Genomic DNA, 25,118 nt, shown 5'->3' on the forward strand with positions numbered 1-25,118 from the left:
TTCCCATGGAAGAAGCGATGAACCCCGGCGCCGCCAGGGCGAGGTGCACGAGCGAGGCAGCGCCAGCGCCGTCCCCAGCCGCGCCGGACGAGGCGCCTTCGCCTGCGGCGCTCAAGGCGGCGAAGCTGTTGTTCCGCCTCGAGAACGTGCCGTTCTGCCGGTGGCATACGAAGACTCGCGTCGTCATGGGGACGGCCACGTTTCTGGATGCCTTCGATGCGCTCAGCCTCGCTTTCGTGCTGCCGGTGCTGGTCGGCCTCTGGCATCTCAGCCCAGGTCAGGTCGGCATGCTCATCGCGGCGGGCTACATCGGGCAGGTGATCGGCGCCTTGCTGTTCGGTTGGCTCGGTGAGAAGTGGGGGCGCGTTCCGGCTGTCTCCACCGCGGTCGCGGTGATGTCCGTCATGAGCGTTGCCTGCGCGTTCGCCGGCAGCGTGCAGATGCTGTTCCTGCTGCGCTTCCTGCAAGGCATCGGCGTGGGCGGAGAGGTCCCGGTCGCGGCGACGTACATCAATGAGATGTCGCAGTCCAAAGGCCGCGGACGCTTCTTCGTCCTGTACGAGCTCATCTTCCCGCTGGGTCTGATGGCCGCGGCGCAGGTCGGTGCGTTCGTCGTGCCGCACTACGGTTGGGAGTGCCTGTTCCTGGCGGGCGGCATTCCCGGCCTGGTGGTCCTGATGTTCATGACCCGGCTGCCCGAGTCGCCGCGCTGGCTGGCGTCAAAGGGACGCTGGGACGACGCCGACCGCGTCATCCGTTCGCTGGAGGCGGCCACGCCGCGCCGGCAGATGGACGTGCATCGCGAGCAGGACCAGGTCCAGGCGCGCGAACGCAGCCTGGCGGCGGGTTTGAAGTCCACCAGGAAAGCCAGCTGGAAGGAGCTCTTCTCGCCGCTCTATCGCCCGCGCACGCTCATCGTGTGGGTGCTTTGGGCCTCCTCCTACTTCGTCGCCAACGGCATCAACAACTGGTTGCCCACGCTCTACAAGACCGTGTATCACCTGCCGCTGCAAGACGCGCTGCGACTGGCCTCGGTCACGAACGTCCTGAGCGTTTGCGCCGTCTTCGCCTGCGCCATGCTGGTCGACAAGGTGGGGCGCCGCCGCTGGGCCACCGGGAGCTTCATCGTCGCGGGCGCGCTGCTCCTGGCGCTGGTCGCAACGGGGGCGCAGGGCGTCTGGGCGGTGGTGATCTTCGCTTCCGCCGCCTATGCGGTGATGGGGACGACCACCGTGCTGCTGTACCTCTACACGCCGGAGATCTATCCGACGCGCATGCGGGCCATCGGCACGGGGCTGGCGACCTCCTGGTTGCGAGCCGCCTCCGCGGCGGCACCGGCGATGGTGGGAATGATGCTCACGGCTCAGGGCGTGGCCAGCGTCTTCCTGATGTTTGCCGGCGCGACCGTCGTGGGCCTCTTCGCCTCGAGAAAGATGATTGAGACGACCGACAAGGCGCTCGAGGAAATTTCGCCCTGAGCGACCCTGGGCGACCCTGGGCGGCAGCGACGCGTCCTACAGGAATGAACACGGAGACACCATGAAACTCGTGAATCTGCTGGCCGCCATGATGGCCACCGCCTTGATTCCGCTGGCGGCGCATGCACAGCCGTTCCCGGAGAAGGGCAGCACGCTGCGCATCATCGTGCCGTTCGCCGCCGGTGGCGGAGTCGACAACGCGGCGCGCTTGCTCGCCGAGCAGCTCCGCAAGCAATTCGGCACGCCAGTGGTCGTTGAGAACAAGGCCGGGGCGAGTGGCACGCTTGGCGGCAAGGCCGTCCAGACGGCCCCGGCCGACGGCTACACCATGCTCTTCTCGGCTGCGACTCATGTCCTGGCCAGGCAGGTGATGGCGACACCGCCCTACGACCCGCAGACGGACTTCGTGCCGGTGGCGCGAGTCGGAGAAGCGCCACTGATGCTGGTCATCGCGCCGGCACTCGAGCCCAGGACGCTGGGTCAGATGATTGACGCCGCCAGGTCCAAGCCGGACGAGTGGATGGCCGCCATCCCGGCGGCCGGTGCGCCCAGCCATCTGGCGACGCTTCTCTTCGCCAAGCAGGCCGGGTTGAAGCTCACGTACGTTCCGTACAAGGGGACGCAACCGGCGCTCGTCGACGTCGGCGGCAATCACGTCAGTCTTCTGCTGGATTCCATGGTGTCGCTCCTGCCGCTGGCGAAGTCGGGCAAGGTCCGTCCTCTGGCCATCACGGCGGAGAAGCGCAGCCCTCTGGCGCCGGATGTCCCGACGATGCAGGAGGGCGGACTCAAGGCGTTCAAGTACACGTCGTGGTACGGCGTGTGGGTGCCGAAGGGAACGCCCGCCGACCGGGTCGCCAAGTTGAGCGCGGCGGTGACGCAAGCCTCGGCAGCGCTGGGGCGTAGCGGTGCCTATGGGGCAATCGGCATCGATGCGCTGTCGGAAGGCAGTGAGCAGTTCAGGAAGTTCATCGCCGCCGATGTCGCTCAAGGGACCGAGCTTTTGAAGAGCTCCGGGTTCAAGCCTGAGTGACGCGGTAACGACGGCGGCCGGAGGTGGGGAGGTAAGCGAGAACGTCTTGCGGCGGCCAGGATCGACCGGCCGCGGGTGACCGCTTTTGACCGAAGAAGCTCTAAGCCTCGCGCATGGCGCGCGCGTAGTCTCCTGGCGTCTTGCCGACCAGCCGGCGGAAGTCGGCGCTGAAGTGGGCCTGGTCGAAGTAGCCGAGATCCTGCGCCAGCGCCGCCCACGACACCGGCTGCCCGGCCTGCACGCGCGCCACCGCCTCGTGCATGCGATAGCGCTTGATGACCCACTTCGGGCCTACGCCCACATAGTCATTGAACAGGCGCTGAAGCGCGCGCACGCTCGTGGCGAAGCGGCCCGCGAGCGCATCGACCGAGTGCAACTCGAGGTCGTCGGCGGCGCAGTCGACGATGCGGCCGGCGAGCCGCGCGGGCTCGTCCAGCGCGGGCAGGCGAGCGCGCAGGAAGGCTGAGGCGAGGGCGATGGCCTCCGCGTCCTCGCAGTCCAGCACTTCGTTCAAGACGAGCGCATCGGCGCCGAAAAGTGTGGCCAGCGGCAGCGACTGGTCGGCCAGTTCCGACACCGGCCGACCGAGGAGGCCCCGAAACGCGCCTGGCCGGAACTTCATGCCAAACGCCATTGAGCGGCCCGTCAGCACACGCGTCCAGCGCCCCGTATGCACACCCCACGCGGCGGACGACTGGGGTTCGATGACGATGTGGACATTGGGGTGCGGCAGTGTCTCCTGCACCTGCGGTTCGAGCCCCTCCAGATTCCAGCGCACGCTCCAGAAATGCTCGATCCGGTCGGCCAGGTCGGGCGGCGGCGCGAAGCGGGCGTGGGCAAACTCGCCTGGCGACAATCGATGCAGGACGCCGCGTGCTTCGCGGCTCAAGGGCTGTCGCGTTTTTCCAATCGTCGACATCAGGTTCGTTGCTTCAATGCGAGCTGACGGCCGATCCCCGGCCGATTCGATTCATGATGCCATGAAGATTTTTCGACCCTTGATCGGCGCCATGCTGTGTGCCTCCCTCGGAGCGAACGCCGCCGATGCGACGTCGCCAGGTTCTGCGAAGGGGCCTGCCTTGACCCCCCACACCGCCAGCGGAACGTTCGACGTCCAGCTCTCACCGCAGCCGCCCACCGAGGCGGCGTCCCAGGCCGGCCTGGGCCGGAGGACGCTGGACAAGCGGTTCCGCGGCGCGCTGGAGGCCTCCAGCGTCGGCGAGATGCTCTCGTTCCGCAGCGCGGTCGCAGGCTCGGCTGGCTACGTGGCGATGGAGACCGTGCGCGGCACGCTGGATGGCCATGCCGGCAGCTTCGTGCTGCAGCACAGTTCGACGATGGACCGTGGCGTGCCCACGCAGTCGATCACCGTGGTGCCGGACTCGGGCACCGGCGCACTCGCCGGGCTGGTCGGCCGCATGGTGATAGACGTCGCGCCGGGCGCTGGCCATGCCTATCGCTTCGAGTACACATTGCCGGATTCGGCACCTTGAGAGCGCCAAGCCATGTCATCGCCCGCGCGGGTCGCTGCGCTGGGCGGTACATGGGAAGAAGCAGGCCGGTCGAGTGGCTCAGCTTTGCTGATCCGACGGCTGGGGCGCTGCTTCCGCGCTCTCCTCACTCCCCAGCGAGCCAAGCGCGCGCCGAAGACCGCTCGCACTCGGCGACTCGATGTAGACGCATTTCTTGTTGTGCCGTTTGCAGTGGTCCTTCACGCGCCAGTACGCGTCGTGGCTGATGCAGCCCGTCTGGCAGATCACCAGGTCCGCGGCTGCCAGGCTCGCGTCGAGCTTCGCGACCGCGTCTTCCTCTCCGCCGTCGTGATGGAGGAACCGGCCGCCCGTGCGCTCGATCAGCTGCCGGTAGATCGGCACCACCGCCGGCCTGCCGCCGACGCACAGCACCGAGCGCTCGTCGAGCGACGGCAGCGCCGCCTCGGGCATCTGCACCGCATCGCCCGGCCGCGCCGATTCCGCCTGAAGTTCCAGCTGCCGCTCCCGCTGCGACAGCGCCTGCTGCAGTTCCTCCGCCCGGCGTTGCTCGCGCTCCGCCTGCTGCCGCGCGGTCAACAGCGCGCGCTCCAGCTGATGAATCCGATCCTGCTGCGATTGCAGCTGCCTGGCCTGTTCGTGCCGATGGCGCAACCCCGGGATGCTGGCCTCGAGCTGCTGCATCTCATCGCGCAGGCCCGCTGTCAGCGTGTCCTTCGCCATCAGCTCACCGCGCAGCCGCAGGCATTCCGCCTGCGACGCCTCGAGCGCCTGCGCCCGCTCCGCCAGCAGCCGCGTGCTGCGCGACTGCGCTTGCGCCAGCTCGCGCGTCAGCACGGCGTTCTCGTCCTCCAGGGTCTCCATGCGCTGCAGGTCCGCGCGGTTCGCCGCGCCCACCTGGTGCTGCAGCATGTGAATGTCGCGCAGCACCTGCTCCTGCAACGCCGCGTCGCAGCGCGCATGCGTCAGCGCGCCCCACAGCGCGCCGCCGACATCGTTGCCTTGCTGCGCCGCGTTCCACCAGCGCGTCAGCGCCTCCGCCGTCTTGTGCTGCGAGGACTGCTTCAGCGCGAGCGCGAAGCGCTGGTCCAGTTCCTTCTGCAGCAGCTCCGAGACCGGACCGCGCCGCGCGCATTCATTGATCGCGCCGCAGTGAAGCTCGTAGTCGTTGGCCAGCGTCTGCCCGCCGAGCACCTTGCCCAGCTTGCGCCGCAGCACCGGCATCGGCAGGCAGACGCCGATCACGGGGCACAAAGCCTGCGACGGCAGCTCCCACAGGCGCCGCCGGCGCGAGCCGCGTGACACCGGCGTGTCGTCCGCGGATGCCGATGGCGACGTGCTTCTCGGCGCATCACCGCGTGCCAGTGCTTGAGCCAGTGGCAGGCCCGCGACCGCCGCGGGCACCGCGTCGCCCTCCTGCATGAAGACGCCGGCGCCGGTGACCGGTCCCGCCGGCGCGGCCTCGGGCCGGGCCAGCAGGTTCAGCATCGAAAGGGAAGAAGGCTTGTCGCACATGGAGATGGACTCCTCACTGCAGGGTGGACGGCTGGAGCGCGAAACGCACCGGGTACTCGACCCAGCTGACCAGGCGCTGTTCACCGCGCCGGGCCGGGATGTAGGGGCAGGACTCGGCAACGCGGCGCGCCGCCTCGTCGAGCAGACGCCAGCCGCTGCCGCCGGATATGACGACCTCGGACGCACGGCCGTCGGCATCGACCTTCACGCGCAGCACGACCTGGCCCTGGATGCCGCGCTCGCGCAGCAGGGCGGGGTAGTGACGCGCGGTCTGGCGCTCGCTGCAGAAGCGGTGATCGGCGGGCAGCGCCGCGGGAGTCTCTGAGGACAGGGCTGTCGAGGGCATCGTCACGACCGGCGTCGAATCGGCGGTAACTGCGACGGCAGCCGCGATTGCTGGGGCCGGGGCCACCGCGACCGTGACAGGTCGCGGCGCGCTGGTGGCGTGCTGATCGAGGGCCGCAGCCGGCGTGATCTGAACCGGAGGCGGCGGGATGTCCGGCGTGGGCGGTGCGCTCAGCATCGAACGCGGCAGTGTCACCTGCAACGGAGGGGGCGTGACCGCAGGCGCCACCGCCGATGGCAGCAGCCGAGCGCTGATGGTGATCGGCGCGGGCGCCTTCGGCCGCGGCGTGAAGGCGCTCGCGAGCGCGAGCAGCAGGGCCGCGTGAATCGCGCCCGCGACCGCCCAGCCGGTCCAGCGCGGCAGACCGCCGTGCAGCCGCAGCGCCGGCGCGCTCACGTCCGCGCCTCCAGCGCGCCGCCCAGCATCGGCAGGATCGCCAGGCCGTGCTCGTCCTTGAGCAGCCGCAGGCGCGTGTCGTAGAGCTGCTCCAGCAGCGGCAGCGTCGCCGGCAGCGCGTCGCAGTCCGCGAGCAGCCGGCCGGCCTTCATCAGCCATAGCCGGTCGAAATGATTCATGGCGAGGTTCAGGTCGTGCAGCACCGCGATCAACGCATGTCCGCGCGCCTCGGCGAACGCCGACATCGCCGCCATCAGCGAGACGCTCAACCCCGGATCGAGCGCGGCCACCGGCTCGTCGACGAGCAGCAGGCCATCGCGCGCGTCCCAGGCCTGCGCGAACACGCGCGCGAGCTGCACGCGCGCCTGCTCGCCGCCCGACAGCGTGTCGAAGCGGCGGCCGTGGAGATGCTCGGCATGCGCGTGGGCCAGCGCCTCGCGCACGATCGCCTCCTGGCGGCCATCGCCCTGGCGCGCGACGCGTCCGAGCGCGACCACCAGCTCCACCGGCAGCCCGAACGCGACGCCATGCTGCTGCGGCAGCACCGCGCGGCGCCGCGCCAGCTCGGCCGGCGACCAGGCCGCCAGAGGCTGTCCGGCGAATCGCAGCGAGCCGCCGTCAGGCCGCAGCTCGCGCGCGATCAGGCGCAGCAGCGTCGACTTGCCCGCGCCGCTGGGGCCGAGGATCGCGATGCGCTCGCCCGGATCGACGCGCAGCGTCACCGGTCCGATCGCGGCGGCGCCCAGCCTCACGCGCACGTCCTGCAAGGTCAGCAGCGCGGTCATCAGGCGCTCCCCATGCGGCGCACCGCGCCGCGCAGCAGGACCAGGAACCACGGCGCACCGATCAGCGCGCTGAACACGCCGACCGGGATCTCCGCCGGCACCGCCAGCGTCCGCGCGAAGGTGTCCGCGATCACCAGCAGCAGCGCGCCCGCGAGCATCGCGCTCGGCAGCACCCGGCGCTGGTCCGCGCCGACGAGCTGCCGCGCCAGATGAGGCGCCATCAGGCCGATGAAGCCGATGCTGCCGCACCAGGCGACCGCCAGCGCCGATAGCAGCGCCACCATGCCGATGCACTGCCAGCGCAGCCGCTCGACATCGATGCCCACGTGCGCCGCCGCGGCCTCGCCGAGCGCGAGCGCGTTCAGGCGCGGAGCGGCGCGCAGCGCCAGGGTGCCCAGCGCCAGCAGCGCGCCGCCCATCACCGCGGCCATGATCCAGTTCGCGCCGGCCAGCGAGCCCAGCGTCCAGAAGTTGATCGCGCGCAGCTGCTCGTCGCTCGCGATGAAGCTGCACAGGCCGACGATCGCGAAGGTCATCGCTTGCAGCGCGAGTCCGCACAACAGCAGCGCCGCGATCGAGCCCGGCGCGAGCCAGCGAGACAGCCGGTCCAGCGCGAAGCACACCGCCACCGCGCCGGCGAAGCCCACCAGCGGCAGCAGCCACAGCCGCGCCTGCGCAGGCAGTGCCGTGTGCAGGCCGGCGAAGACCGTCAGCGTCAGCGCCACCGCGGCGGCGGCGCCGCTGGTGACGCCGAGCAGGCCAGGCTCCGCCATCGGATTGCGGAACAGCGCCTGGCTCAGCGCGCCGGACAAGCCGAGCGCCGCGCCCACGGCGAGCGTCAGTCCGATGCGCGGCAGCCGCAGTTGCCACAGCACGTGGGCGCCGCCGCTCTTGGGGGCCTCGCTCCAGGGGCCGTTCAACCAGTCGGCCGCGGCGATCGGCACCGCGCCGAACTGGATGACGGCGATCACCGTCAGCACCAGCGTCAGCGCGAGCAGCATCGGTCGTGGCCAGGCGCGGCGCGCCGGCCCGGTGGCCAGCGGCGAGGGCAGGGCGGATCCGAGCGTGCTCATCGCGTCGTCCGGGCAGTGGCGCTCACGCCGTCCTGGCCGTGCCCGCCGGCGCATGCAGGCCCTGCGCGAGCGTCGCCAGCGCGCGCGGCGCGCGGGGACCGAAGCCGAGCAGCGCCATCGTCTCCATCACGAGCACGCGCTTGTGCTGCCCGGCCGGCGTCTGCGCCAGGCCAGGGAGCGTGAGCAGGCCGTCGATGCCACCGCTGGCCTCGACGCCCTGCGTCGTCGCGAGGATCACGTCCGGCGCCGCGGCGATCGCCGCCTCCGGCGACAGCATCTTGTAGCCCTGCGTGTCGCCCAGCGCGTTGACCGCGCCCGCGTAGCCGATCATCGCGTCGGCCGCCGTGGCGGCGCCCGCGATGCGCGCCTGATTCGCGGCGTTCGACAACACGAAGAGCACGCGCGGCGCGCGATGGCCGGCAGCAAGCCTGGTGACCTGCGCGCGGCTCGCCGTCCATTCGGCCTGCAGCTTCTGCGCGAGCGCGCCGGCCTGCTCTTGGCGGCCCAGCAGCTCGCCCAGGCGCCGGGTGCGGTCGATGACGCCTTCGAAGCGATGCTCGGCGCGCAGCACGTGCAGCGGCACCTTGGCCGATTCGAGCTGGCGCAGCACCGCCGGCGGGCCGGCGTCCTCGGTGGCGACGATCATCGTCGGCGCCAGCGACAGCAGACCCTCCGCGGCCAGCGTGCGCGCGTAGCCGACGTTGGGCAGCTTCGTCGCCGCGGCCGGGTACAGCGAGGTGCTGTCCACGCCCACCAGCTCGGCTTGCGCGCCGAGTTCGTAGATGAGCTCGGTCAGCGCGCCGCCGACGCTGATGACACGCTGCGGCGCCGCGGCCGCGCGGCCGCCGATCGTCAGCAGCGCCGCGGCCGGCGCGAGCGTGAGCACATGGCGCCGGCTCAGCACGGCACCGCCTCCGGCGCGCCCTCGGCCAGGCTTTCCAGCAGCTGGCGCCAGTCGCAGCGCTCGGCCTGGCCGGGCTTGCGTTCGCCGAACATCATCGCGATGGTCCGGCCCTTGGCGTCGAACAGCTCCAGCGAGCACACCAGCCCATCGACGGTGGGCTTGCGCACGATCCAGGCGCTGGCGATGTGGTCCTCGCGCAGGTGCAGGTTGAAGCGCGGATCCAGCACGTTGATCCAGGGGCCCATCATCGCCACCTTGTGCACCGGGCCGCTGTGGATCTGGATCATTCCGGCATTGCCGACGAAGACCATGAGGGACACGCCTTCCTGGGCCGCGCGGCTCAGCAGCTCCTGCGCGCTGGACAGCGCCACCGGCTGCGCGAAACGCGGCTCGGCCAGGCGCAGCGCCTGCGTGCGGCTCAGGCCGTGGCGCTTGAGCAGCCCGAAGAAATCGTGCGTGTCGCGCAGCGAGGCCCATTCGGCGCGGAAGCTGGCGACGTCGATCGCCTCGTCCGGCGATTCGGCCGGCTCCTGCCAGGCGGCGCCCGGCTCGAGGCCGGGCTGCTGATCCTCGGCCGCGAAGCGCTCGACCAGTGCCTCGTAGGCCGGCAGGTCGCTGTCGGGACGCAGGAAGATCTTGTGGATGGCCTGGCCGGCCGCGTCGAAGAACTGCAGGCTGCGCTGCTCGGCGCCATCGGACAGCCGCTCGATGACGGCGAAGCCATGGCGCCAGTGGCTGTAGAAGACGCGCAGGTCGATGTCGCCGGCCAGCACCAGGCCGATCAGCCGCTGCGGCCCCTGCGCGCTGGCGCCGCGGTAGACGCCGACCTTCTCGTGCACGCAGGACTCGTTGCGGGTCAGCGCCATCAGCGGGCCCAGCGGCTCGAGCGCGCCGATCAGGTCCTGCCAGTCGGCGCGCAGGCGGCGCGCGCGCAGCGGGGACTCGCCGTCGGCGAACGGGCCGGCGTGGGCGGCGAGCAGCTCGCCTTCGGACACGCGCAGCGCGCTGGCGATGTCGCGGTGGCGGGCCTTGCGCTCCTGGCGCGCGGTGGCGAAAGCCTGTCGCAGGGCGGTGAAGCTGGCATGCATGGAAAGGAACTCCTGGTCAGAAATCGGCGCGCAGGGACACCTGGAAGGCGCGGCCCGGCGCGGTGAAGGCATCGATGGTGGACAGCGACCGGGCGTCGTTCGCGACGCCGTTGACGTCGCTCCAGCGCCAGTACTTCTTGTCGAAGACGTTGGTGATCGCGGCGGTGACGCGGAAGGTCTTGTCGAAGCGGTATTCGCCGCCGAGGTCGATGACGTCGTACTTCTTCGGCGTGAAGAAGGTCGACGCGCTGACATCCGAGGGCTTCTTGCCGGAGCTGTGGATCCAGGTGGCGTCCAGTGACCACGGCCCGGCGTCGTAGCGCGCGCCGACCTTGCCGCGCAGCGGCTGCACCGTGTCCAGCGGCGTCTCGACGCCGTTGCGGAGGCTGTGGCCGCGCGACTTCGCGACCGAGGCGTTCAGGTTCAGCCCCGGCATCACGTCCCAGACGACGCGCGCCTCGACGCCCTTGATGCGGGCCTGGTCCAGGTTGATGTACTGGAACACCGCCGGGTCGTTCGGCCGGAACGAGCCGCTGACGATCTCCTGCGAGATGAAGTCGCGGTAGCGGTTGTCGTAGGCGCTCAGCTGCCAGCGCAGCGTCTCGTCGACGCGGCCGCGCAGGCCCAGCTCCCAGCTGTTGGCATGCTCGGCCTTCAGGTCGGGATTGGCGATGCTGGTGTAGCCCGCCGCGGGATTCGAGAAGCTGTTGTTGACCTGGTCCGGTGCCGGCGCGCGGAAGCCCTGCGCCCATTGCACATAGGGCTGCACCAGCGAAGAGACGCGCCAGATCACGCCAAGCCGCGGCGTGACGGCCTGGTCGCTGAGCGTGGCCACGGCGCCGGTGTAGCCGCCGGTCTTCGGCGCGAGCTTGTAGTGCTCGAAGCGCAGCGCGGGGATGATGGTGAAGTCGCCGGTCTCGATCTCGTCCTGCACGAAGGCGCCCGCCAGCGTGTAGGTGGTGTCCGGGAAAGGCTTGTTGGGGAACTCGCCGCTGTTGGGCGTGCCATCGCGCAGTGCGCGCACCTGGTTGCGGCTGGCGTCCAGGCCGTAGGTCAGGCGCTGGTTCGCGAGCTGCGTCTGCGCCTGCGTGCTCAGCCCGATCAGGCGCTCCTTGTAGGTGCCCGTGCGGGTGCGGTCGGCCGCGGTGCTGCGGTCCTCGAAGGACCATTGCCGCGTCTGGCTGTCCTGCACGTACACGGTGGTCGTGACCTGCTGCACCCATGGCGCGTTCAGGTCCTCGTAGCGGTGCTCCAGCGACACGCGGCCGCGCTCGAGCTTGTCGCTCGCCTGCGTGCCCAGGATGGTGCCGCTGGTGGTCACGGCGCTCAGCACGTCGGTGTCGGTCTTGCGCTGGCGGTACTCGACCGTGCCCATCAACCGGTGGTTCGCGTTGACGCGATAGCCGAGCTTGGCCATCACGCTGTCGGTGTCGATGTCGGAAGGATTGGGCATGGTGCGCAGTTCGTCGGGACGGCCATCGTCGCCGCGGTTCTTCGTCTCATGGCCGCGCCGCGCCGAGGCCTGCACCAGGCTGCTCCAGTCGCCTGACTTGAAGGCGAGCGCCGCGCTGGCGTACTTCGAGCTGTCCACCGTCGCCAGGCCGATCCGCGCGGTGCCGGCGAAGGTCTTGCCGTCGACCAGCAGGTCCTCGGGCGACAGCGTGCGCAGGCTCAGCGCGCCGGCCAGGCCGTCGCTGCCGTAGGACGTCGACGTCGGCCCGCGCAGCACTTCGGCGCCGGCCAGGCTCGCCAGGTCGACGAAGTCCGCGCGGCCGCTGTAGAACGGTCCGAACGAGAAGCTCTGCGGCACGCGGATGCCGTCCACCATCATCAGCACGCGGTTGCCCTCGAGGCCGCGGATGTTGAGGCCCTCGTTGCCCGCGCGGCCCAGCGACGAACCCACCGCCGTGAAGCGCGGCGCCATCGCGGGAACGTCGATGTCGACCTCGTCGGAGAGGAGGTCCTTCAGGTCGCGCGCGTCGCGGCGCTCGAGCTGCTTGCGGTTCTTCACCGTGACCGTGTTGGGCACGGCGTCGACCGGACGTTCGGTCCGGGTCGCGGAGACGGTCAGCTCACCGAGCTGCCGGGGCTGGTCGGCGGCGGGCGCATTCGTGGAAGCCGGCGTGGTCTGGGCGAAAGCCAGTGGGAACGCGAGCGACAGGGCGAGCGCGACGGGCGTCGGGCGCAGGGGCATGGTGTCGAAATCCTTGTAGTTCTTGGATCTCGCACGGGCTGGCACGACGCGGGCTGGTGCGGGCGGTCCTCGCGGACGGCCGGATGCGGGGAAAGGAATGGAACGCCGCAGGGGACCGGTCCTCGGCCGGCCGCCGTCCGGCGGCTTCAGGCGATCACTTGGTCAGGATGAGCTTGCCCAGCGACGTCACGCGCAGCCGGTAGAGCTGGCCGGCGTGCTCGATCTCGACCTCGCGGTCGTTGCCCATCAGGGCCTGGCTGCTGATGCGCCGGCGCTGGATCAGCGGAGCCGCTTCGCGCGGCGATCCTGCGGCGACCCGCGCGCCGTCCAGCGCAACGGCTTGCAGGGCCTCGATGTGGGGGTGGTGATGGGCATTCATGGGCTCATCTTAATGAGAACCATTCGCAATAGCAACCGATGATCGCGGCGATTGATCTTTTTGTTCTTTTCTTGATCGATGGGGGCGGCGTCAGAGAGCGAAACGTGGCTGCGAACGCTTCGCATGCAGAGCGGGCAGGGTGGGTCTTGTCCCCATTCGCCGTAGGGATGACGACAATGCGCGCCATTCCACACGGACTCTGAGGAGAAGAACATGAAGGGCGACGCCAAGGTCATCGAGTACTTGAACGCGCAGCTGAAGAACGAGCTCACCGCGATCAACCAGTACTTCCTGCATTACCGGATGCTGAAGAGCTGGGGCTTCGAGAAGCTGGCCAAGCACGAGTACGCCGAGTCCATCGAGGAGATGAAGCACGCCGACAAGCTGATGGATCGCATCCTGATGCTGGAAGGCCTGCCGAATCTGCAGGACCTGGGCAAGCTCTACATCGGCGAGAACGCCGTCGAGGTCCAGCACTGCGACCTGAAGATCGAGATGGGCAGCCATCCCCTGCTCAAGGAAGCCATTGCCTACTGCGAAAGCGTGCGCGACTACGTGTCGCGCGAGGTGCTCGAGGAGATCCTCTCCGACACCGAAGAGCACATCGACCACCTGGAGACGCAGATCGACCTGATCGCCCAGGTCGGCGAGCAGAACTGGCTGCAGAGCCAGATGGGCGACGCCAGCTGAGCGCCAGCCACGCCCATCCCCGGGGACCCAGCCCGCGCCAGGACCCCGAAGCCCCGCCCCGGCGGGGCTTTTTTGCGTCTGGCCGGCGCTGGCGTGCCGTCGTTCACGGCGAGTTCTCCGACGCGGCGCAGGGCTTCCCCAATCTTATTGAGAGGAATTCGCGTTTGCGTTAGTATCGCGGCCATCCCAGGTTCATCGTGATCTGCCGCCGCCATGATCGTCTGCCTCTGCCACCGAGTTTCCGACCGCGACATCCGCCGCAGCGTCGCCGACGGCGTGCACAACTTCGAGGTGCTGCAGGACGAGACGCAGGTGGCCTCCGCCTGCGGCAGCTGCCATGACTGCGCGCGCGAGGTGTTCGACGAGGCGCTGCGCGCCTGCGCCGCGGCCCATGGCGTGACTTGCGCCAGCCCGGCCCGCGTCATTCCGATCGCCCTGGCGGCCTGACCCGAGAACGCGCGCGCTGGCCGCGCCCTGGCCGCGCGCTGACCGAAAAGGCCGCCGCAAAGAAGAAAACCGCAGACCGGTTGCCCGGTGCTGCGGTTTCTTTTTTGGTCGCCTGGGACGCCGGCGAGGCGCCCCGGGCTCCGTGGCCGATTACTTGGCGGCGGAAGCGCCGTCGGCGGGCTTCTCAGCCTTGTCGGCCTTCTTGTGGGTCTTGTGAGCGGTCTTTTCGCCGGCCTTGTGGTGCTTGCCCTTGTGCTCGGCCTTGGCGTCGGACGCCGGCGCGGCGGTCGCCGCCGGCGCGGCTTGCGTGGCGGGGGCAGCCGGGGTGGCGGTGCCTTGGGCCATCGCGGCGCCAGCAATCAGCAGGGCGGGGATCAGGGCCAGGGTCTTGACGGTCTTGAAGGCTTGCATCTGGTTTACTCCAGCGGGTTGAACAAGGTGATCAGACAACGGCGCGGCGACACGATGTGTTGACATCGATCGTCAGCTTTGCAATGCGTTACGAGATCCGCACGGGTCCTTCACGCGTCAGGTCTTGCGCGCTGTCGCCGCCGGGAGCGCTCGGGCAAGATCGCCCGGACGCCCATTGGGCATTCGACAAGATCCTGGAGACCCTTCGATGACCGCCACCCCCCATGCCTTCGACTGGACCTGCGGCTATGCCAGCCAGCGCAGCCCGGTGTTCGCGCGCAATGTCGTGTCGACCTCGCATCCGCTTGCCGCGCAGGCCGGCTTGCGCATCCTGGCGCAAGGCGGCAACGCGGTGGACGCCGCGATCGCGACCGCCGCCTGCATGACCCTGGTCGAGCCGTGCAGCAACGGACTGGGCTCCGACGCCTTCGCGATCGTCTGGGACGGCAGTTCCCTGCAAGGGCTGAACGCCTCCGGCATCGCCCCGCGGGCATGGACGCCGGACTACTTCGACCGCAAGCATGGCGCCGGCACGGCGATGCCGCGTCGCGGCTGGGACACGGTGACGGTGCCGGGCGCGGTGGGGGGCTGGGTCGCGCTGAGCGAGCGCTACGGCAAGCTGCCCTTCGCCGACCTGATGGCCCCGGCGATCGAGATCGCCGAGCGCGGCTACGCCGTCCCAGTGGTGGTGCAGGGCAAGTGGCGCATGGCGTCCGAAGTCCAGGACCTGGTCTCGCAGCCTGGCTTCGCGCAGACCTTCCTGCCGAATGGCCGCGCGCCGCGGGTGGGCGAGCAGTTCCGCTTCCCCGGCGCGGCCCGGACGCTGCGGCTCATCGCCGACACGCGCGGCGAGGCCTTCTACCGCGGCGAGGTCGCCCAGGCCACCGCCGCCTTCGCGCGCGAGACCGGCGGCGCCATCACCGCGGCCGACTTCGCCGCCTACGCGCCGCAATGGGTGGACACGATCTCGATGGACTACGCGGGTCACACCCTGCACGAGATCCCGCCGAACGGGCAGGGCATCGCGGCGCTGATCGCGCTGGGCATCCTGAAGCACTTCGACCTGGCCGGACTGCCGGCGGACTCCACCGCCTCGCAGCACCTGCAGATCGAGGCGATGAAACTGGCCTTCGCCGACGTCTACCGCTACGTCAGCGATCCCCGGACGATGAAGGTCCAGGTCGACGAGCTGCTCGATCCCGGCTATCTCGCCACGCGCGCGAAGCTCATCGACAGGCACAAGGCCCAGGACTTCCAGGCCGGCAATCCGGTCAAGGGCGGCACCATCTACCTGACCGCGGCCGACGAGAGCGGCATGATGGTCAGCTTCATCCAGAGCAACTACATGGGCTTCGGCTCCGGCGTCGTGGTGCCGGGCTACGGGCTGTCGCTGCAGAACCGCGGCCACGGCTTCACCCGCGAGGCGGGCCATGCCAACGTGGTCGAGCCGGGCAAGCGGCCCTTCCACACCATCATCCCGGCCTTCCTGATGAAGGACGGGCAGCCGCAGATGAGCTATGGCGTGATGGGCGGGAACATGCAGCCGCAAGGCCACACGCAGACGCTGGTGCGCATGCTCGACTACCGCCAGCACCCGCAGGCCGCCTGCGACGCGCCGCGCTGGCGCTTCAACGAGGGGCTGTCGATCAACGTCGAGCCGACGATGGCGCCGGCCACGATCGAGGGGCTGCGCGCGCTCGGCCATCAGATCGGCGACATCCACGACAGCTATCAGGACTTCGGCGCGGGCCAGTTCATCTGGCGCCTGGGCGATCCGGCGGTCGACGGCTACGTCGCCGCGAGCGATCCGCGCCGGGACGGCGCGGCGGCCGGCTGGTAATACAAGGACAAGGCGCAAGGCGCCGCGCCGGGCCTGCGCGGCGACCCCTCCCGCTAGCGTTTCCATCAAAAGGTGAACCACTCCACTCCTGCTCTCTGACTAGGGCCTGGTCAATCCTTGCTGATGGAGAGCCCGTGAATGTGTTGACCAAGCCCCTCTTTGTTGCCATCGCCGCCAGCCTGATGGGGTGTGGCGGTGGCGGCGATGCGGCCCCCGCCGCCCTGGCGTTCGAGGCGCCTCCCGTGGAGATGGCGACGCCATATCCCGCCGACGTGGTCCACCGGACGGTGCTGGGCATCCTCGTGTCCACGCCGACGCGGCCCAATCAGCGCTCGGTCGAGGAACTGCGCCAGATGCTGTTCTCGAGCGAAGCGCCGAGCCTGAGGTCGTTCTACCGGCTCGCGTCGGGCGGCCGCCTGAACGTGACCAGCCGGGCGCTGCTGCCGCCGGACAGTCCGGTCACGGGCGAGGTCATCGAGGTCACGATCCCCGAACCCTCGGGCGGCGACTGCTCGACCGACACCTGGGCCGTCGCGGCCAAGGCCGAGGCGGTGAAGCGCGGCCACGACCCGTCCGGCTACGGCACGGCGTTCTACATCTCGCCCCGGGTGACCGGGTGCGCCAACGGCGTCGGCACGGTGGGCACGATCGGCAAGGTCAATCACGGCATGCGGGTCGTCTACTTCGACAAGTCGGACACGCCCGCCACGTCGCCGCTGACCCTGCGCACGCTGGTCCATGAAATGGGCCACAACCTCGGGCTGGGCCATGCGCGCACCTTGACCTGCCTGGACGCGGCGGACCGGCGCGTGGCCATGTCCGACCGCTGCACCGAGGACGCCCAGGGCGATCCGACCGACGGCATGGGCTCGACCGGCCGCGTCTCGCGTCCCGGTCCGAAGCCGGGCGACGACTACAGCCCGATGGATCCGAATCCCCGGCTCTTCGCCGCCTCGCGGGCCCACGACCTGGGCTGGCTGACGCCCGATGAGGTCGTCACGGTCAGCGCGCCCGGCACCTTCCGGCTGCGGCCGCTGTACTGCGCCATCGGCAATGGCGCGCCGCGCGCGCTCCGCGTGGCGTCGACGACGCCGGGCCGTGACTACTGGCTGGAGACCCGTATCCCCTGCGGCGGGCCCTACGACGACTTCCGCAACGGCTCGACCCATCACAGCGTGCCGGAGACGACCGTTCATGGCCTGCTGATCCGCCAGGCCAGCGCGGGTCCGGGACCGTCGGCCAGCACCTGGCTGCTGGATCTGCACCCCGGCACGACCAACGCCAGCAGCGGCTTCGTCGACGCGGCCCTGAGCCTGGGGGAAGTCTTCGCCGACCCGCTGCCGGGCGGCCAGCGCTTCGAGATCACGGCCGTCGAACCCGACGGCACGATCCACGTCCGCCTCTGGTGACGATGGCGGCGGCAGGCGGTCCTGCCCTGTCTTTCCTCACTTGTCGATCGCACAAAGGCGCTGATAGCATCGGCGCCTTCTTCCTCCCCGGAAGCTCTCACGCCACGATCCCCGATCGGAGCCGACTGATGACCAAGCTGCTCGACCGCACCAAACACGACGCCCTGGCGTCGGTGCGCGCGCCTGGCATCCGCGGCCTGGCGCGACGACCGTAGGCGTCCAGCGCGACGCCTTGCCGGCTCGGCACGAGCCGGCGCACCAGGTCCCTGTCTTCCGCGATCGAGGCGCCTCCCGCGCCGCGACCGCCCGGTCCGTTCCCGGCGCACGACGCCGCGCGCGGACCGCTTCCGGAGTTCCGTCATGCTGCCCAAGAGGCCTTCCACGTGGGTCGACCGTCTGCTCGACCGCTTCCTCGACCTGCTGCGGCGGCCCGCCGGCGACCTGCTGCGCAACCTGGTCTACCGGCGCCTGTGGACATCGATCCTGATCAGCTCGCTGGGCGGGCAGATCACGCTGCTGGCGCTGCCGCTGACCGCGGCGGTGCTGCTGCACGCGTCGCCGACGCAGATGGGTCTGCTCACCGCGATGGAGCTGGTGCCCTTCGCGCTGTTCTCGCTGCCCGCCGGCGTCTGGCTCGACCGCGTCCGCAAGCTGCCGGTCTACATCGTGGGCGAGCTGACGCTGGCCGTGGCCGTCGGCTCCGTGCCGCTCGCGCACTGGATGGGCTGGCTCGGCATGCCGTGGCTCTACTTCGTCGGCTTCCTGCTCGGCACCGTCTACACGATCGCGGGCAGCGCCTCGCAGATCGTGCTCACCCAGGTCGTCAGCCGTGACCGGCTGGTCGAGGCGCACGCGAAGAACGCGCTCGCCTCGTCCGGCGCCGAGGTCGCCGGCCCCGGCGTCGCCGGCGCGCTCATCAAGCTGGCCGGCGCGCCGCTCGCGCTGGCGGTGGATGCGCTGCTGCTGGTCGTCTCGGCGGCGATCCTGCGCGGCGTCAAGGTCAACGAGACCCTGCACCGCCTGGACGGCGCGCACTTCTGGCGCGACCTCAAGGCCGGCATCGCCTTCGTGCGCGGCAAGCGCATGCTGGTCGCGCTGGCCTGCGCGGTCGGCGGCTGGCAGATGTTCAACCAGGCGGCGCAGGTGGTGCAGATCCTCTTCGCCACGCGGGTGCTGGGGCTGTCGGCGCAGAGCGTCGGCCTGTCCTACATCGCGCTGGGCGCGGGCACCGTGCTGGCGAGCGCCATCGGCCACCGCGTCAGCGCGCGCATCGGTCCCGGCCCCTGCCTGGTGAGCGGCTTCGCGCTGTGCGGCATCGGCTGGGCGGCGCTGTGCGTCGCGCCGGCCAGCGCGCTCGGCGTGGCGGCCTTCGCGTTCACGCTGTTCATGTTCGGCGTCGGCGCGGTGTTCATCTTCATCAACTTCCTGTCGCTGCGGCAGGCCGTCACGCCGGCGCCGCTGCTGGGCCGGATGACGAGCACGATGCGCTGGCTGATCCTCATCCCCGCCGGCCCCGGCGCGCTGATCGGCGGCTGGCTGGGCGAGCACGTCAGCCTGCGCGCGGCGCTGGCCTTCGCGGGCGTGGGCGCGCTGCTGCTGGCGGTGCTCGCGTGGCAGGTGCGGGCGATCCGCACGGTGAAGGCGCTGCCCAGGGTCGAGGACGAGGAGTCGCCGCTGGGCGCCGAGGCCATGCCCGGCACGCCGCCCGCCGCCGCGAACCTGCAACCCGTCAACGGCAACTGATCGCCCCAATCCGCCATGCATCCCATGCCCGCCGACGATCCCATCCTCATCGAAGTTCCCCAGCGCCTGGAGACCGAACGCCTGGTCCTGCTCAGCCCGCAGGCCGGCGACGGCATCGCGCTGAACCGCGCGGTGCTCGAGGCCCGCGAGCACCTGCTGCCGTGGATGCCCTGGGCCCGCGAGGTCCCGGGCGTCGAGCAGTCCGAAGCCGTCGCGCGCCGCATGCAGGCCCAGTTCCTGCAGCGGCAGCACCTCGCGTACCACCTGCACGAGCGCAATGCCGATGGCCACGCGGGCCGCCTGATCGGCGGCGCGGGGCTGCATGCGCTGGAGTGGAAGGTGCGGCGCTTCGAGATCGGCTACTGGCTGGGCCCCGCCCATACCGGGCGCGGTCTGGCCAGCGAGGCCGTGCGCGCCCTCGCGCGCATGGGCTTCGAGCGGCTGCGCGCCAGACGCATGGAGATCCGCACCGATGCCCGCAACACCGCCAGCCGCGTGGTCGCCGAGCGCTGCGGCTTCACGCTCGAAGGGCAGTTGCGGCAGGACGCGCTCGATGTCGCCGGCCGGCCCTGCGACACCTGCATCTATGGCATGACCTCGCTCGCCGAGCTCAGCGGCCCGTCCCGCTGAGCGGGCGGCCCTCAGGCGGTCGGGCTGAAGCGGTCGACCGCGTCGGTGATGATGCCGTCCACGCCGTTGGCGATCAGCCATTGCGCGGCCGCGGCGTCGTTGACGGTATAGACCAGCGCCTTCATCTCCGCCTCGTGCAGCCGCGCGACCAGCGCCTGGTCCATCAGCGCGTAATGCGTGATCACCGCGCGGCAGCCCAGCGACTGCGCGAGCTGCAGCCAGCCGTCGCCATCGAGCTTCTCCAGCAGCAGCCCGCGCGGCACCTGCGGCGCGGTCTCGCGCGCGCCGCGCAGGGCCTCCGGCTGGAAGCTGCTGAACAGCACCGACACCGGCGCCGTCTCGCCCCACAGGCGCAGCACCTCGCGGCCGACGACCTCGCCAGTGAGGAATTCGCTGCCGGGCGTGGGCTTGAGCTCGATGTTCAGCGCGTGCTGGTTGCGGCGCACGAAGGCCGCGACCGCATCGAGGCTGGGCGGCGGCTCGCCGGCGAAGGCGCGGCTGTGCCAGCGCCCCGCGTCCAGCCGCGACAGCTCGCTCCAGGTCAGGTCGGCGGCGCGGCCGCGCGTCGTGGTCGTGCGGTCCAGCGTCGCGTCATGCAGCAGGAACGGCACGCCGTCGGCGCTCAGCTTCACGTCGCATTCGAAGGCGTGATAGCCGTGGCGCGCGCCTTCGCGGAAGGCGGCCAGCGTGTTCTCCGGGGCCAGCTTGCCCGCGCCGCGGTGCGCCACCCAGAAGGGCAGGGACCAGGGCCACGCGGGCTCGTCGAGCGGATGGGTCGAGGCTGTCATGTCGTTCTTCCTGTCTCTGGCGCGAGTGGCGGTCTCAGTCGACGCGCTGCCCGGTCGCGGGGTCGAACCAATGTAGCCGTTCGCCGGGGGCCTTCAACAGCACCGTGTCGCCGGGACGGGGCGGCGTGTCGGTGCCGTCTATCCGCAGCGTGAAGGGGTCGCCGCCGAGACGGCCGTACACCAGGCGCTCCGCGCCCAGCATCTCGACCATGTCCACCGTCAGCGGCCAGGCGGTGGCGTCCGCCGCGGCCGCCTGTCCGTCGTGCGGCAGCGCATGCTCGGGCCGCAGGCCCAGGATCAGCTCGCCCTCGCGCGGCGCCGGATGGGGAAGATGCAGCGCGCTGCCGCCGATGACGAAGCGCGCGCCCGCGGCGTCCGACTCGGCGCGCCCCTTGACCAGGTTCATCGCCGGCGAGCCGATGAAGCTCGCCACGAAGGTGGTGGCCGGCCGGCCGTAAACCTCCTCCGGCGTGCCGAACTGCTCCATGCGGCCGCCGTTCATCACGACGATGCGCTGCGCCAGCGTCATCGCCTCGACCTGATCGTGGGTGACGAACAGCGAGGTCACGCCCAGCTCGCGGTGCAGCTTCTGGATCTCGAGCCGGGTCTGCACGCGCAGCTTGGCGTCGAGGTTGGAGAGCGGTTCGTCGAACAGGAACACCTGCGGGTCGCGCACGATCGCGCGGCCCATCGCCACGCGCTGGCGCTGGCCGCCGGAGAGCTCGCGCGGCTTGCGCTGCAGCAGGTGGCCCAGCTCCAGGATGCGCGCGGCCTTGTCGACGCGCTCGCGGATCTGCCCGGCGGGCAGCCGGCGGATCTTCAGGCCGTAGGCCATGTTCTCGAACACGCTCATGTGCGGGTAGAGCGCGTAGTTCTGGAACACCATCGCGATGTCGCGGTCGGCGGGCTCGACCTCGTTGACGACGCGGCCGCCGATGGCGATCTCGCCGCCGCTGATCTCCTCCAGCCCCGCGACCATGCGCAGCAGCGTGGACTTGCCGCAGCCCGACGGGCCGACGATGACGACGAACTCGCCATCGGCGATCTCGGCATCGACGCCGTGGATCACCGGATTGGCCTTGGCGCCGGTGCCATAGCGCTTGACGACGTTGCGCAGGGAGATGCTGGCCATCGGACTCTCTCTCTTCTCTTGTCTCTTTTGCGGGGCCTGCCCGGCCTACTTCTCGGCGTCCACGAGGCCCTTCACGAACCATCGCTGCATCAGCACCACGACCAGCGCGGGCGGGATCATCGCCAGCATCGCGGTGGCCATGATGACGTTCCAGTCGTTGGCCGCGTCGCCGCCGCCGATCATCCGCTTGATGCCGATGACCACGGGATACATGCTCTCGTCGGTCGTGACCAGCAGCGGCCACAGGTACTGGTTCCAGCCGTAGATGAACTGGATGACGAAGAGCGCCGCGATGCTGGTGCGCGACAGCGGCAGCAGCACGTCGCGGAAGAAGCGCAGCGCCCCGGCGCCGTCGATGCGCGCGGCCTCGACCAGCTCGTCGGGCACGGTCAGGAAGAACTGCCGGAACAGGAAGGTCGCCGTCGCCGAGGCGATCAGCGGCACCGTCAGGCCGGCGTAGCTGTTGAGCATCTTCAGGTCGGAGACGACCTGGTAGGTCGGCCCGATGCGCACCTCCACCGGCAGCATCAGCGTGACGAAGATGGCCCAGAAGAAGAAATTGCGCGCCGGGAAGCGGAAGTAGACGATCGCGAAGGCCGACAGCAGCGAGATCGCGATCTTGCCCACCGCGATGACCATCGCGCAGACGAAGCTGATCCACATCATCTGGCCGACCGGCGCCTTGGAGCCGGCGCCATTGCTGCCGAACAGCGCCGCCGAATAGGTCTCCAGCAGATGACCGCCGGGCAGCAGCGGCATCGGGGCCTGGACGATCTCCGCGGCGGTGTGCGTCGAGGCGACGAAGGCGATGTACAGCGGGAACGCGACGATCAGCACGCCGAGCACCAGGACCAGGTGCGACAGCATCGTGAGGGCGGGGCGGCGCTCGACCATGTCAGTACTGCACCTTCTTTTCGACGAAACGGAACTGGAGCACGGTCAGCGCGATCACGATGGCCATCAGCACGACGCTCTGCGCGGCCGAGCCGCCCAGGTCCAGCGCCTTGAAGCCGTCGTAGTAGACCTTGTAGACGAGGATGGCGGTGTCCTTGCCGGGGCCGCCCTGGGTGGCCGCGTCGATGATGCCGAAGGTGTCGAAGAACGCGTAGACCACGTTGATCACCAGCAGGAAGAACGAGGTCGGCGACAGCAGCGGGAAGGTGATGGTCCAGAAGCGGCGCCACGGGCCGGCGCCGTCGATGGCGGCGGCCTCGATGAGCGACTTGGGAATGGACTGCAGCCCGGCCAGGAAGAACAGGAAGTTGTAGGAGACCTGCTTCCACACCGCCGCCATGACGACCAGCGCCATGGCCTGGTCAGGGTCCAGCAGGTGGTTCCAGGCGATGCCCAGGCGCTGCAGGCCGTAGGCGACGACGCCGATGGACGGCGCGAACATGAACAGCCACAGCACGCCCGCGATCGCCGGCGCCACCGCGTAGGGCCAGATCAGCAGCGTCTTGTAGACCGGCGCGCCGCGCACGACGCGGTTGGCCATCGTGGCCAGCAGCAGCGACACCGCCAGCCCCAGCACCGCGACCAGCAGCGAGAACACGGCCGTCGTCTTGAACGAGGCGAGGTAGCTGTCGTCGTCCAGCAGGTGCTGAAAGTTGGCCAGTCCGACCCACTCGGTCGACAGGCCGAAGGCGTCCTGCTGCTGCAGGCTCTGCAGCAGCGCCTGGCCGGCCGGCCAGAAGAAGAACACGCCGATCACCAGGGCCTGCGGCGCCAGCAGCAGCCAGGGCAGCCAGCGCGACCGGAACACCACGCGTTTTTGTTGGGACATCCTGGGCGCCGCCTCGATCCCGCGGGGTCAGGACTTGTTGGCCTTCTGGAAGCGCTCCAGCAGCTCGTTGCCGCGCTTGACCGCCGCGTCCAGGCCGTCCTTGGGCGACTTGCGGCCGGCCCAGACCTGTTCCAGCTCCTCGTCGATGACGGTGCGGATCTGCGCGAAGTTGCCCAGCCGCACGCCGCGCGACTTGTCGGTCGTCTTGCGGATCATCTGCTGCACCGCGACGTCGGTGCCGGGGTTCTGCTTGTAGAAGCCGCTCTTCTCGGTCAGCTCATAGGCCGCCCTGGTCACCGGCAGGTAGCCGGTGCGCTTGTGGCTGTCGGACGCGACCTGGGCCTGCGCCAGGTACTGGAAGAACGCCGCCACGCCCTTGTACTCGGCCGGCTTCTTGCCGGACATCACCCACAGGCTGGCGCCGCCGATGACGGTGTTCTGCGGCGCGCCGGGCACGTCGGGGTAGTAGGGCAGGGTCGAGATGCCGAAGTTGAACTTGGCGTTCTTCTTGACGTTGGCGTAGAGGCCGGAGGAGCCGGTCATCATCGCGCACTCGCCCGAGAAGTAGCTCGAGTCCGCGCTGTTGCCGCGGCCCTTGTAGACGAACAGCCCCTGCTTGGCCATGTTGGCCAGGTTCTCGATGTGGCGCACGTGCAGCGGCGAGTTGAACGCCAGCCGCGCGTCCAGGCCGCCGAAGCCGTTGTTCTTCGTGGCGTACTCGACGTTGTGCCAGGCGGAGAAGCTCTCCAGCTGCGTCCAGCTGACCCAGCTGGTGGTGAAGGGGCACTTGGAGCCGGCGGCCTTGAGCTTGGCCGCGGCGGACACGACCTCCGGCCAGGAGGTGGGCGGCTTCTCGGGATCGAGGCCGGCGGCCTTGAACGCGTCCTTGTTGTAGTGGAAGACGGTGGTCGAGCTGTTGAACGGGAAGCTCAGCATCTGGCCATTGGGCGCCGTGTAGTAGCCGGCGACCGCGGGCACGTAGGCGGCGTTGTCGAACTTGACGCCGGCCTGCTGCATCACCTGGCCCACCGGGACGACGGCGCCCTTGCTGGCCATCATCGTGGCGGTGCCGACCTCGAAGACCTGCAGGATGTGCGGCGCGTTGCCGGCGCGGAACGCGGCGATCGCGCCCGCCATCGACTCGTCGTAGCTGCCCTTGTAGGTCGCAACGACCTTGTAGTCCTTCTGGCTGGCGTTGAAATCCTTGGCCAGGTCGTTGACCCAGTCGCCGAGCGCGCCGCTCATCGAATGCCACCACTGGATCTCGGTCTGCGCCGAGGCGGCGAGGGGGGACAGCAACGCGGCCAGCGCGATGGCCGCGGCCGGCAGGGAGGTCTTGACGGGCTTCATGGGTCTCCGATGCTCGATGGGATGGTGTTGCGCGGCGATCCGGAGCACGTCGGAGGGGACGGTCCGGCGACGGCCGGCGAGCTTATCGGGGCATTGTGACACTGGCGAACAACGCGCCCTCCCTGGATTGCTCCACAGAGTCCCTCGGCCGGGATTGCCCTCTGGCGCTGGGGTAGGATTCCGCCCATTGCCCAGTCCGGGCCGGCCGCCGATC

Annotated in this window: 24 protein-coding genes; 9 read left to right on the plus strand and 15 right to left on the minus strand. The window is 70.0% G+C overall.

What is annotated here, in order from left to right; all coding sequences use genetic code 11:
- The first annotated feature begins 17 nt into the window (after positions 1-17).
- Together ACEN96_RS07045 and ACEN96_RS07050 are read left to right on the plus strand one after the other, a co-directional pair.
- Entirely contained in the window at positions 18-1,478 is a 1,461-nt protein-coding gene (locus ACEN96_RS07045) for an MFS transporter (RefSeq protein ID WP_495588565.1), read from the plus strand.
- 61 nt (positions 1,479-1,539) lie between these two features.
- A complete protein-coding gene (locus tag ACEN96_RS07050; protein ID WP_495587328.1) occupies positions 1,540-2,511 on the plus strand; it encodes a Bug family tripartite tricarboxylate transporter substrate binding protein in 972 nt (323 codons plus the stop codon).
- 100 nt (positions 2,512-2,611) lie between these two features.
- Here the strand turns inward: ACEN96_RS07050 and ACEN96_RS07055 are convergent, their stop codons facing one another.
- Positions 2,612-3,430: a DUF6597 domain-containing transcriptional factor gene (locus ACEN96_RS07055; protein ID WP_495587329.1), complete on the minus strand. Its 819-nt coding sequence runs from the start codon at positions 3,428-3,430 to the stop codon at positions 2,612-2,614.
- Between the two features lie 160 nt (positions 3,431-3,590).
- On the opposite strand from ACEN96_RS07055, the gene ACEN96_RS07060 reads away from it, so the two are divergent.
- The gene (locus tag ACEN96_RS07060; protein WP_495587330.1) at positions 3,591-4,004 is read left to right on the plus strand and encodes a DUF3224 domain-containing protein; all 414 of its coding nucleotides are present in this window, start codon (positions 3,591-3,593) and stop codon (positions 4,002-4,004) included.
- Between the two features lie 78 nt (positions 4,005-4,082).
- Here ACEN96_RS07060 and ACEN96_RS07065 read toward each other — a convergent pair whose 3' ends face one another.
- The 8 genes from ACEN96_RS07065 to hemP form a co-directional block, all read right to left on the minus strand.
- Complete coding sequence (locus tag ACEN96_RS07065; protein WP_495587331.1) at positions 4,083-5,516, minus strand: DUF2325 domain-containing protein; 1,434 nt, start codon at positions 5,514-5,516, stop codon at positions 4,083-4,085.
- 13 nt (positions 5,517-5,529) lie between these two features.
- On the minus strand, positions 5,530-6,258 hold the full coding sequence (locus ACEN96_RS07070; protein WP_495587332.1) for an energy transducer TonB: 729 nt from the start codon (positions 6,256-6,258) through the stop codon (positions 5,530-5,532).
- Positions 6,255-7,043 (minus strand): ABC transporter ATP-binding protein, encoded by a 789-nt coding sequence (locus tag ACEN96_RS07075; protein WP_495587333.1) that lies wholly within the window; start codon positions 7,041-7,043, stop codon positions 6,255-6,257. The genes ACEN96_RS07070 and ACEN96_RS07075 overlap by 4 nt, the downstream gene beginning before the upstream one ends.
- Complete coding sequence (locus ACEN96_RS07080; RefSeq protein WP_495587334.1) at positions 7,043-8,116, minus strand: FecCD family ABC transporter permease; 1,074 nt, start codon at positions 8,114-8,116, stop codon at positions 7,043-7,045. The genes ACEN96_RS07075 and ACEN96_RS07080 overlap by 1 nt, the downstream gene beginning before the upstream one ends.
- Before the next feature lie 22 nt (positions 8,117-8,138).
- On the minus strand, positions 8,139-9,020 hold the full coding sequence (locus ACEN96_RS07085; protein WP_495587335.1) for a heme/hemin ABC transporter substrate-binding protein: 882 nt from the start codon (positions 9,018-9,020) through the stop codon (positions 8,139-8,141).
- Positions 9,014-10,108 (minus strand): hemin-degrading factor, encoded by a 1,095-nt coding sequence (locus tag ACEN96_RS07090; RefSeq protein ID WP_495587336.1) that lies wholly within the window; start codon positions 10,106-10,108, stop codon positions 9,014-9,016. Before ACEN96_RS07090 ends, ACEN96_RS07085 begins: the two co-directional genes overlap by 7 nt.
- Before the next feature lie 16 nt (positions 10,109-10,124).
- Positions 10,125-12,302 carry a TonB-dependent hemoglobin/transferrin/lactoferrin family receptor gene (locus tag ACEN96_RS07095; RefSeq protein ID WP_495587337.1) on the minus strand — a complete coding sequence of 726 codons (2,178 nt, stop codon included), beginning with the start codon at positions 12,300-12,302 and terminating at the stop codon, positions 10,125-10,127.
- Positions 12,303-12,456: 154 nt separating this feature from the next.
- Positions 12,457-12,681 (minus strand): hemin uptake protein HemP, encoded by a 225-nt coding sequence (gene hemP, locus ACEN96_RS07100; RefSeq protein ID WP_343638564.1) that lies wholly within the window; start codon positions 12,679-12,681, stop codon positions 12,457-12,459.
- A 213-nt stretch (positions 12,682-12,894) separates the two neighbouring features.
- Between hemP and bfr the strand changes: the two genes are divergently transcribed.
- Positions 12,895-13,371, plus strand: coding sequence for a bacterioferritin (bfr, locus tag ACEN96_RS07105; RefSeq protein ID WP_495587338.1), 477 nt, complete (start codon positions 12,895-12,897; stop codon positions 13,369-13,371).
- A 213-nt stretch (positions 13,372-13,584) separates the two neighbouring features.
- The gene (locus tag ACEN96_RS07110) at positions 13,585-13,818 is read left to right on the plus strand and encodes a (2Fe-2S)-binding protein (RefSeq protein ID WP_495587339.1); all 234 of its coding nucleotides are present in this window, start codon (positions 13,585-13,587) and stop codon (positions 13,816-13,818) included.
- A 150-nt stretch (positions 13,819-13,968) separates the two neighbouring features.
- On the opposite strand, the gene ACEN96_RS07115 is transcribed toward ACEN96_RS07110, so the two are convergent.
- Positions 13,969-14,229, minus strand: coding sequence for a hypothetical protein (locus tag ACEN96_RS07115; RefSeq protein ID WP_343638568.1), 261 nt, complete (start codon positions 14,227-14,229; stop codon positions 13,969-13,971).
- Between the two features lie 208 nt (positions 14,230-14,437).
- Between ACEN96_RS07115 and ACEN96_RS07120 the strand changes: the two genes are divergently transcribed.
- The 4 genes from ACEN96_RS07120 (at position 14,438) to ACEN96_RS07135 (ending at position 19,851) form a co-directional block, all read left to right on the plus strand.
- Entirely contained in the window at positions 14,438-16,069 is a 1,632-nt protein-coding gene (locus tag ACEN96_RS07120) for a gamma-glutamyltransferase family protein (protein ID WP_495587340.1), read from the plus strand.
- 134 nt (positions 16,070-16,203) lie between these two features.
- A complete protein-coding gene (locus ACEN96_RS07125) occupies positions 16,204-17,478 on the plus strand; it encodes a metallopeptidase domain-containing protein (RefSeq protein WP_495587341.1) in 1,275 nt (424 codons plus the stop codon).
- A 360-nt stretch (positions 17,479-17,838) separates the two neighbouring features.
- Positions 17,839-19,221, plus strand: coding sequence for an MFS transporter (locus ACEN96_RS07130; protein ID WP_495587342.1), 1,383 nt, complete (start codon positions 17,839-17,841; stop codon positions 19,219-19,221).
- A 15-nt stretch (positions 19,222-19,236) separates the two neighbouring features.
- Positions 19,237-19,851: a GNAT family N-acetyltransferase gene (locus ACEN96_RS07135; protein WP_495587343.1), complete on the plus strand. Its 615-nt coding sequence runs from the start codon at positions 19,237-19,239 to the stop codon at positions 19,849-19,851.
- An 11-nt stretch (positions 19,852-19,862) separates the two neighbouring features.
- Here ACEN96_RS07135 and ugpQ read toward each other — a convergent pair whose 3' ends face one another.
- The 5 genes from ugpQ to ugpB are packed head-to-tail and all read right to left on the minus strand — an operon-like array spanning position 19,863 to position 24,904.
- Positions 19,863-20,639, minus strand: coding sequence for a glycerophosphodiester phosphodiesterase (gene ugpQ / locus ACEN96_RS07140; protein ID WP_495587344.1), 777 nt, complete (start codon positions 20,637-20,639; stop codon positions 19,863-19,865).
- A gap of 34 nt (positions 20,640-20,673) precedes the next feature.
- Positions 20,674-21,771, minus strand: coding sequence for a sn-glycerol-3-phosphate import ATP-binding protein UgpC (locus ACEN96_RS07145; protein ID WP_495587345.1), 1,098 nt, complete (start codon positions 21,769-21,771; stop codon positions 20,674-20,676).
- A 45-nt stretch (positions 21,772-21,816) separates the two neighbouring features.
- Positions 21,817-22,665 carry a sn-glycerol-3-phosphate ABC transporter permease UgpE gene (ugpE, locus tag ACEN96_RS07150; protein WP_495587346.1) on the minus strand — a complete coding sequence of 283 codons (849 nt, stop codon included), beginning with the start codon at positions 22,663-22,665 and terminating at the stop codon, positions 21,817-21,819.
- Between the two features lies 1 nt (position 22,666).
- Complete coding sequence (gene ugpA, locus ACEN96_RS07155) at positions 22,667-23,554, minus strand: sn-glycerol-3-phosphate ABC transporter permease UgpA (protein ID WP_495587347.1); 888 nt, start codon at positions 23,552-23,554, stop codon at positions 22,667-22,669.
- 27 nt (positions 23,555-23,581) lie between these two features.
- Positions 23,582-24,904 (minus strand): sn-glycerol-3-phosphate ABC transporter substrate-binding protein UgpB, encoded by a 1,323-nt coding sequence (gene ugpB, locus ACEN96_RS07160; RefSeq protein ID WP_495587348.1) that lies wholly within the window; start codon positions 24,902-24,904, stop codon positions 23,582-23,584.
- Positions 24,905-25,118: the final 214 nt, after the last annotated feature.

Source organism: Roseateles sp. Mitsp63, from assembly GCF_059491535.1.

What these genes read in the sequence shown, in the direction of transcription:
- ACEN96_RS07045 (WP_495588565.1), top strand. Translation starts at nt 18, where the DNA reads ATGAACCCCGGCGCCGCCAGGGCGAGGTGCACGAGCGAGGCAGCGCCA.
- ACEN96_RS07050 (WP_495587328.1), top strand. Translation starts at nt 1,540, where the DNA reads ATGAAACTCGTGAATCTGCTGGCCGCCATGATGGCCACCGCCTTGATT.
- ACEN96_RS07055 (WP_495587329.1), bottom strand. Translation starts at nt 3,430, where the DNA reads ATGTCGACGATTGGAAAAACGCGACAGCCCTTGAGCCGCGAAGCACGC.
- ACEN96_RS07065 (WP_495587331.1), bottom strand. Translation starts at nt 5,516, where the DNA reads ATGTGCGACAAGCCTTCTTCCCTTTCGATGCTGAACCTGCTGGCCCGG.
- ACEN96_RS07075 (WP_495587333.1), bottom strand. Translation starts at nt 7,043, where the DNA reads ATGACCGCGCTGCTGACCTTGCAGGACGTGCGCGTGAGGCTGGGCGCC.
- ACEN96_RS07080 (WP_495587334.1), bottom strand. Translation starts at nt 8,116, where the DNA reads ATGAGCACGCTCGGATCCGCCCTGCCCTCGCCGCTGGCCACCGGGCCG.
- ACEN96_RS07090 (WP_495587336.1), bottom strand. Translation starts at nt 10,108, where the DNA reads ATGCATGCCAGCTTCACCGCCCTGCGACAGGCTTTCGCCACCGCGCGC.
- ACEN96_RS07095 (WP_495587337.1), bottom strand. Translation starts at nt 12,302, where the DNA reads ATGCCCCTGCGCCCGACGCCCGTCGCGCTCGCCCTGTCGCTCGCGTTC.
- hemP (WP_343638564.1), bottom strand. Translation starts at nt 12,681, where the DNA reads ATGAATGCCCATCACCACCCCCACATCGAGGCCCTGCAAGCCGTTGCG.
- bfr (WP_495587338.1), top strand. Translation starts at nt 12,895, where the DNA reads ATGAAGGGCGACGCCAAGGTCATCGAGTACTTGAACGCGCAGCTGAAG.
- ACEN96_RS07110 (WP_495587339.1), top strand. Translation starts at nt 13,585, where the DNA reads ATGATCGTCTGCCTCTGCCACCGAGTTTCCGACCGCGACATCCGCCGC.
- ACEN96_RS07115 (WP_343638568.1), bottom strand. Translation starts at nt 14,229, where the DNA reads ATGCAAGCCTTCAAGACCGTCAAGACCCTGGCCCTGATCCCCGCCCTG.
- ACEN96_RS07120 (WP_495587340.1), top strand. Translation starts at nt 14,438, where the DNA reads ATGACCGCCACCCCCCATGCCTTCGACTGGACCTGCGGCTATGCCAGC.
- ACEN96_RS07130 (WP_495587342.1), top strand. Translation starts at nt 17,839, where the DNA reads ATGCTGCCCAAGAGGCCTTCCACGTGGGTCGACCGTCTGCTCGACCGC.
- ACEN96_RS07135 (WP_495587343.1), top strand. Translation starts at nt 19,237, where the DNA reads ATGCATCCCATGCCCGCCGACGATCCCATCCTCATCGAAGTTCCCCAG.
- ugpQ (WP_495587344.1), bottom strand. Translation starts at nt 20,639, where the DNA reads ATGACAGCCTCGACCCATCCGCTCGACGAGCCCGCGTGGCCCTGGTCC.
- ACEN96_RS07145 (WP_495587345.1), bottom strand. Translation starts at nt 21,771, where the DNA reads ATGGCCAGCATCTCCCTGCGCAACGTCGTCAAGCGCTATGGCACCGGC.
- ugpE (WP_495587346.1), bottom strand. Translation starts at nt 22,665, where the DNA reads ATGGTCGAGCGCCGCCCCGCCCTCACGATGCTGTCGCACCTGGTCCTG.
- ugpA (WP_495587347.1), bottom strand. Translation starts at nt 23,554, where the DNA reads ATGTCCCAACAAAAACGCGTGGTGTTCCGGTCGCGCTGGCTGCCCTGG.
- ugpB (WP_495587348.1), bottom strand. Translation starts at nt 24,904, where the DNA reads ATGAAGCCCGTCAAGACCTCCCTGCCGGCCGCGGCCATCGCGCTGGCC.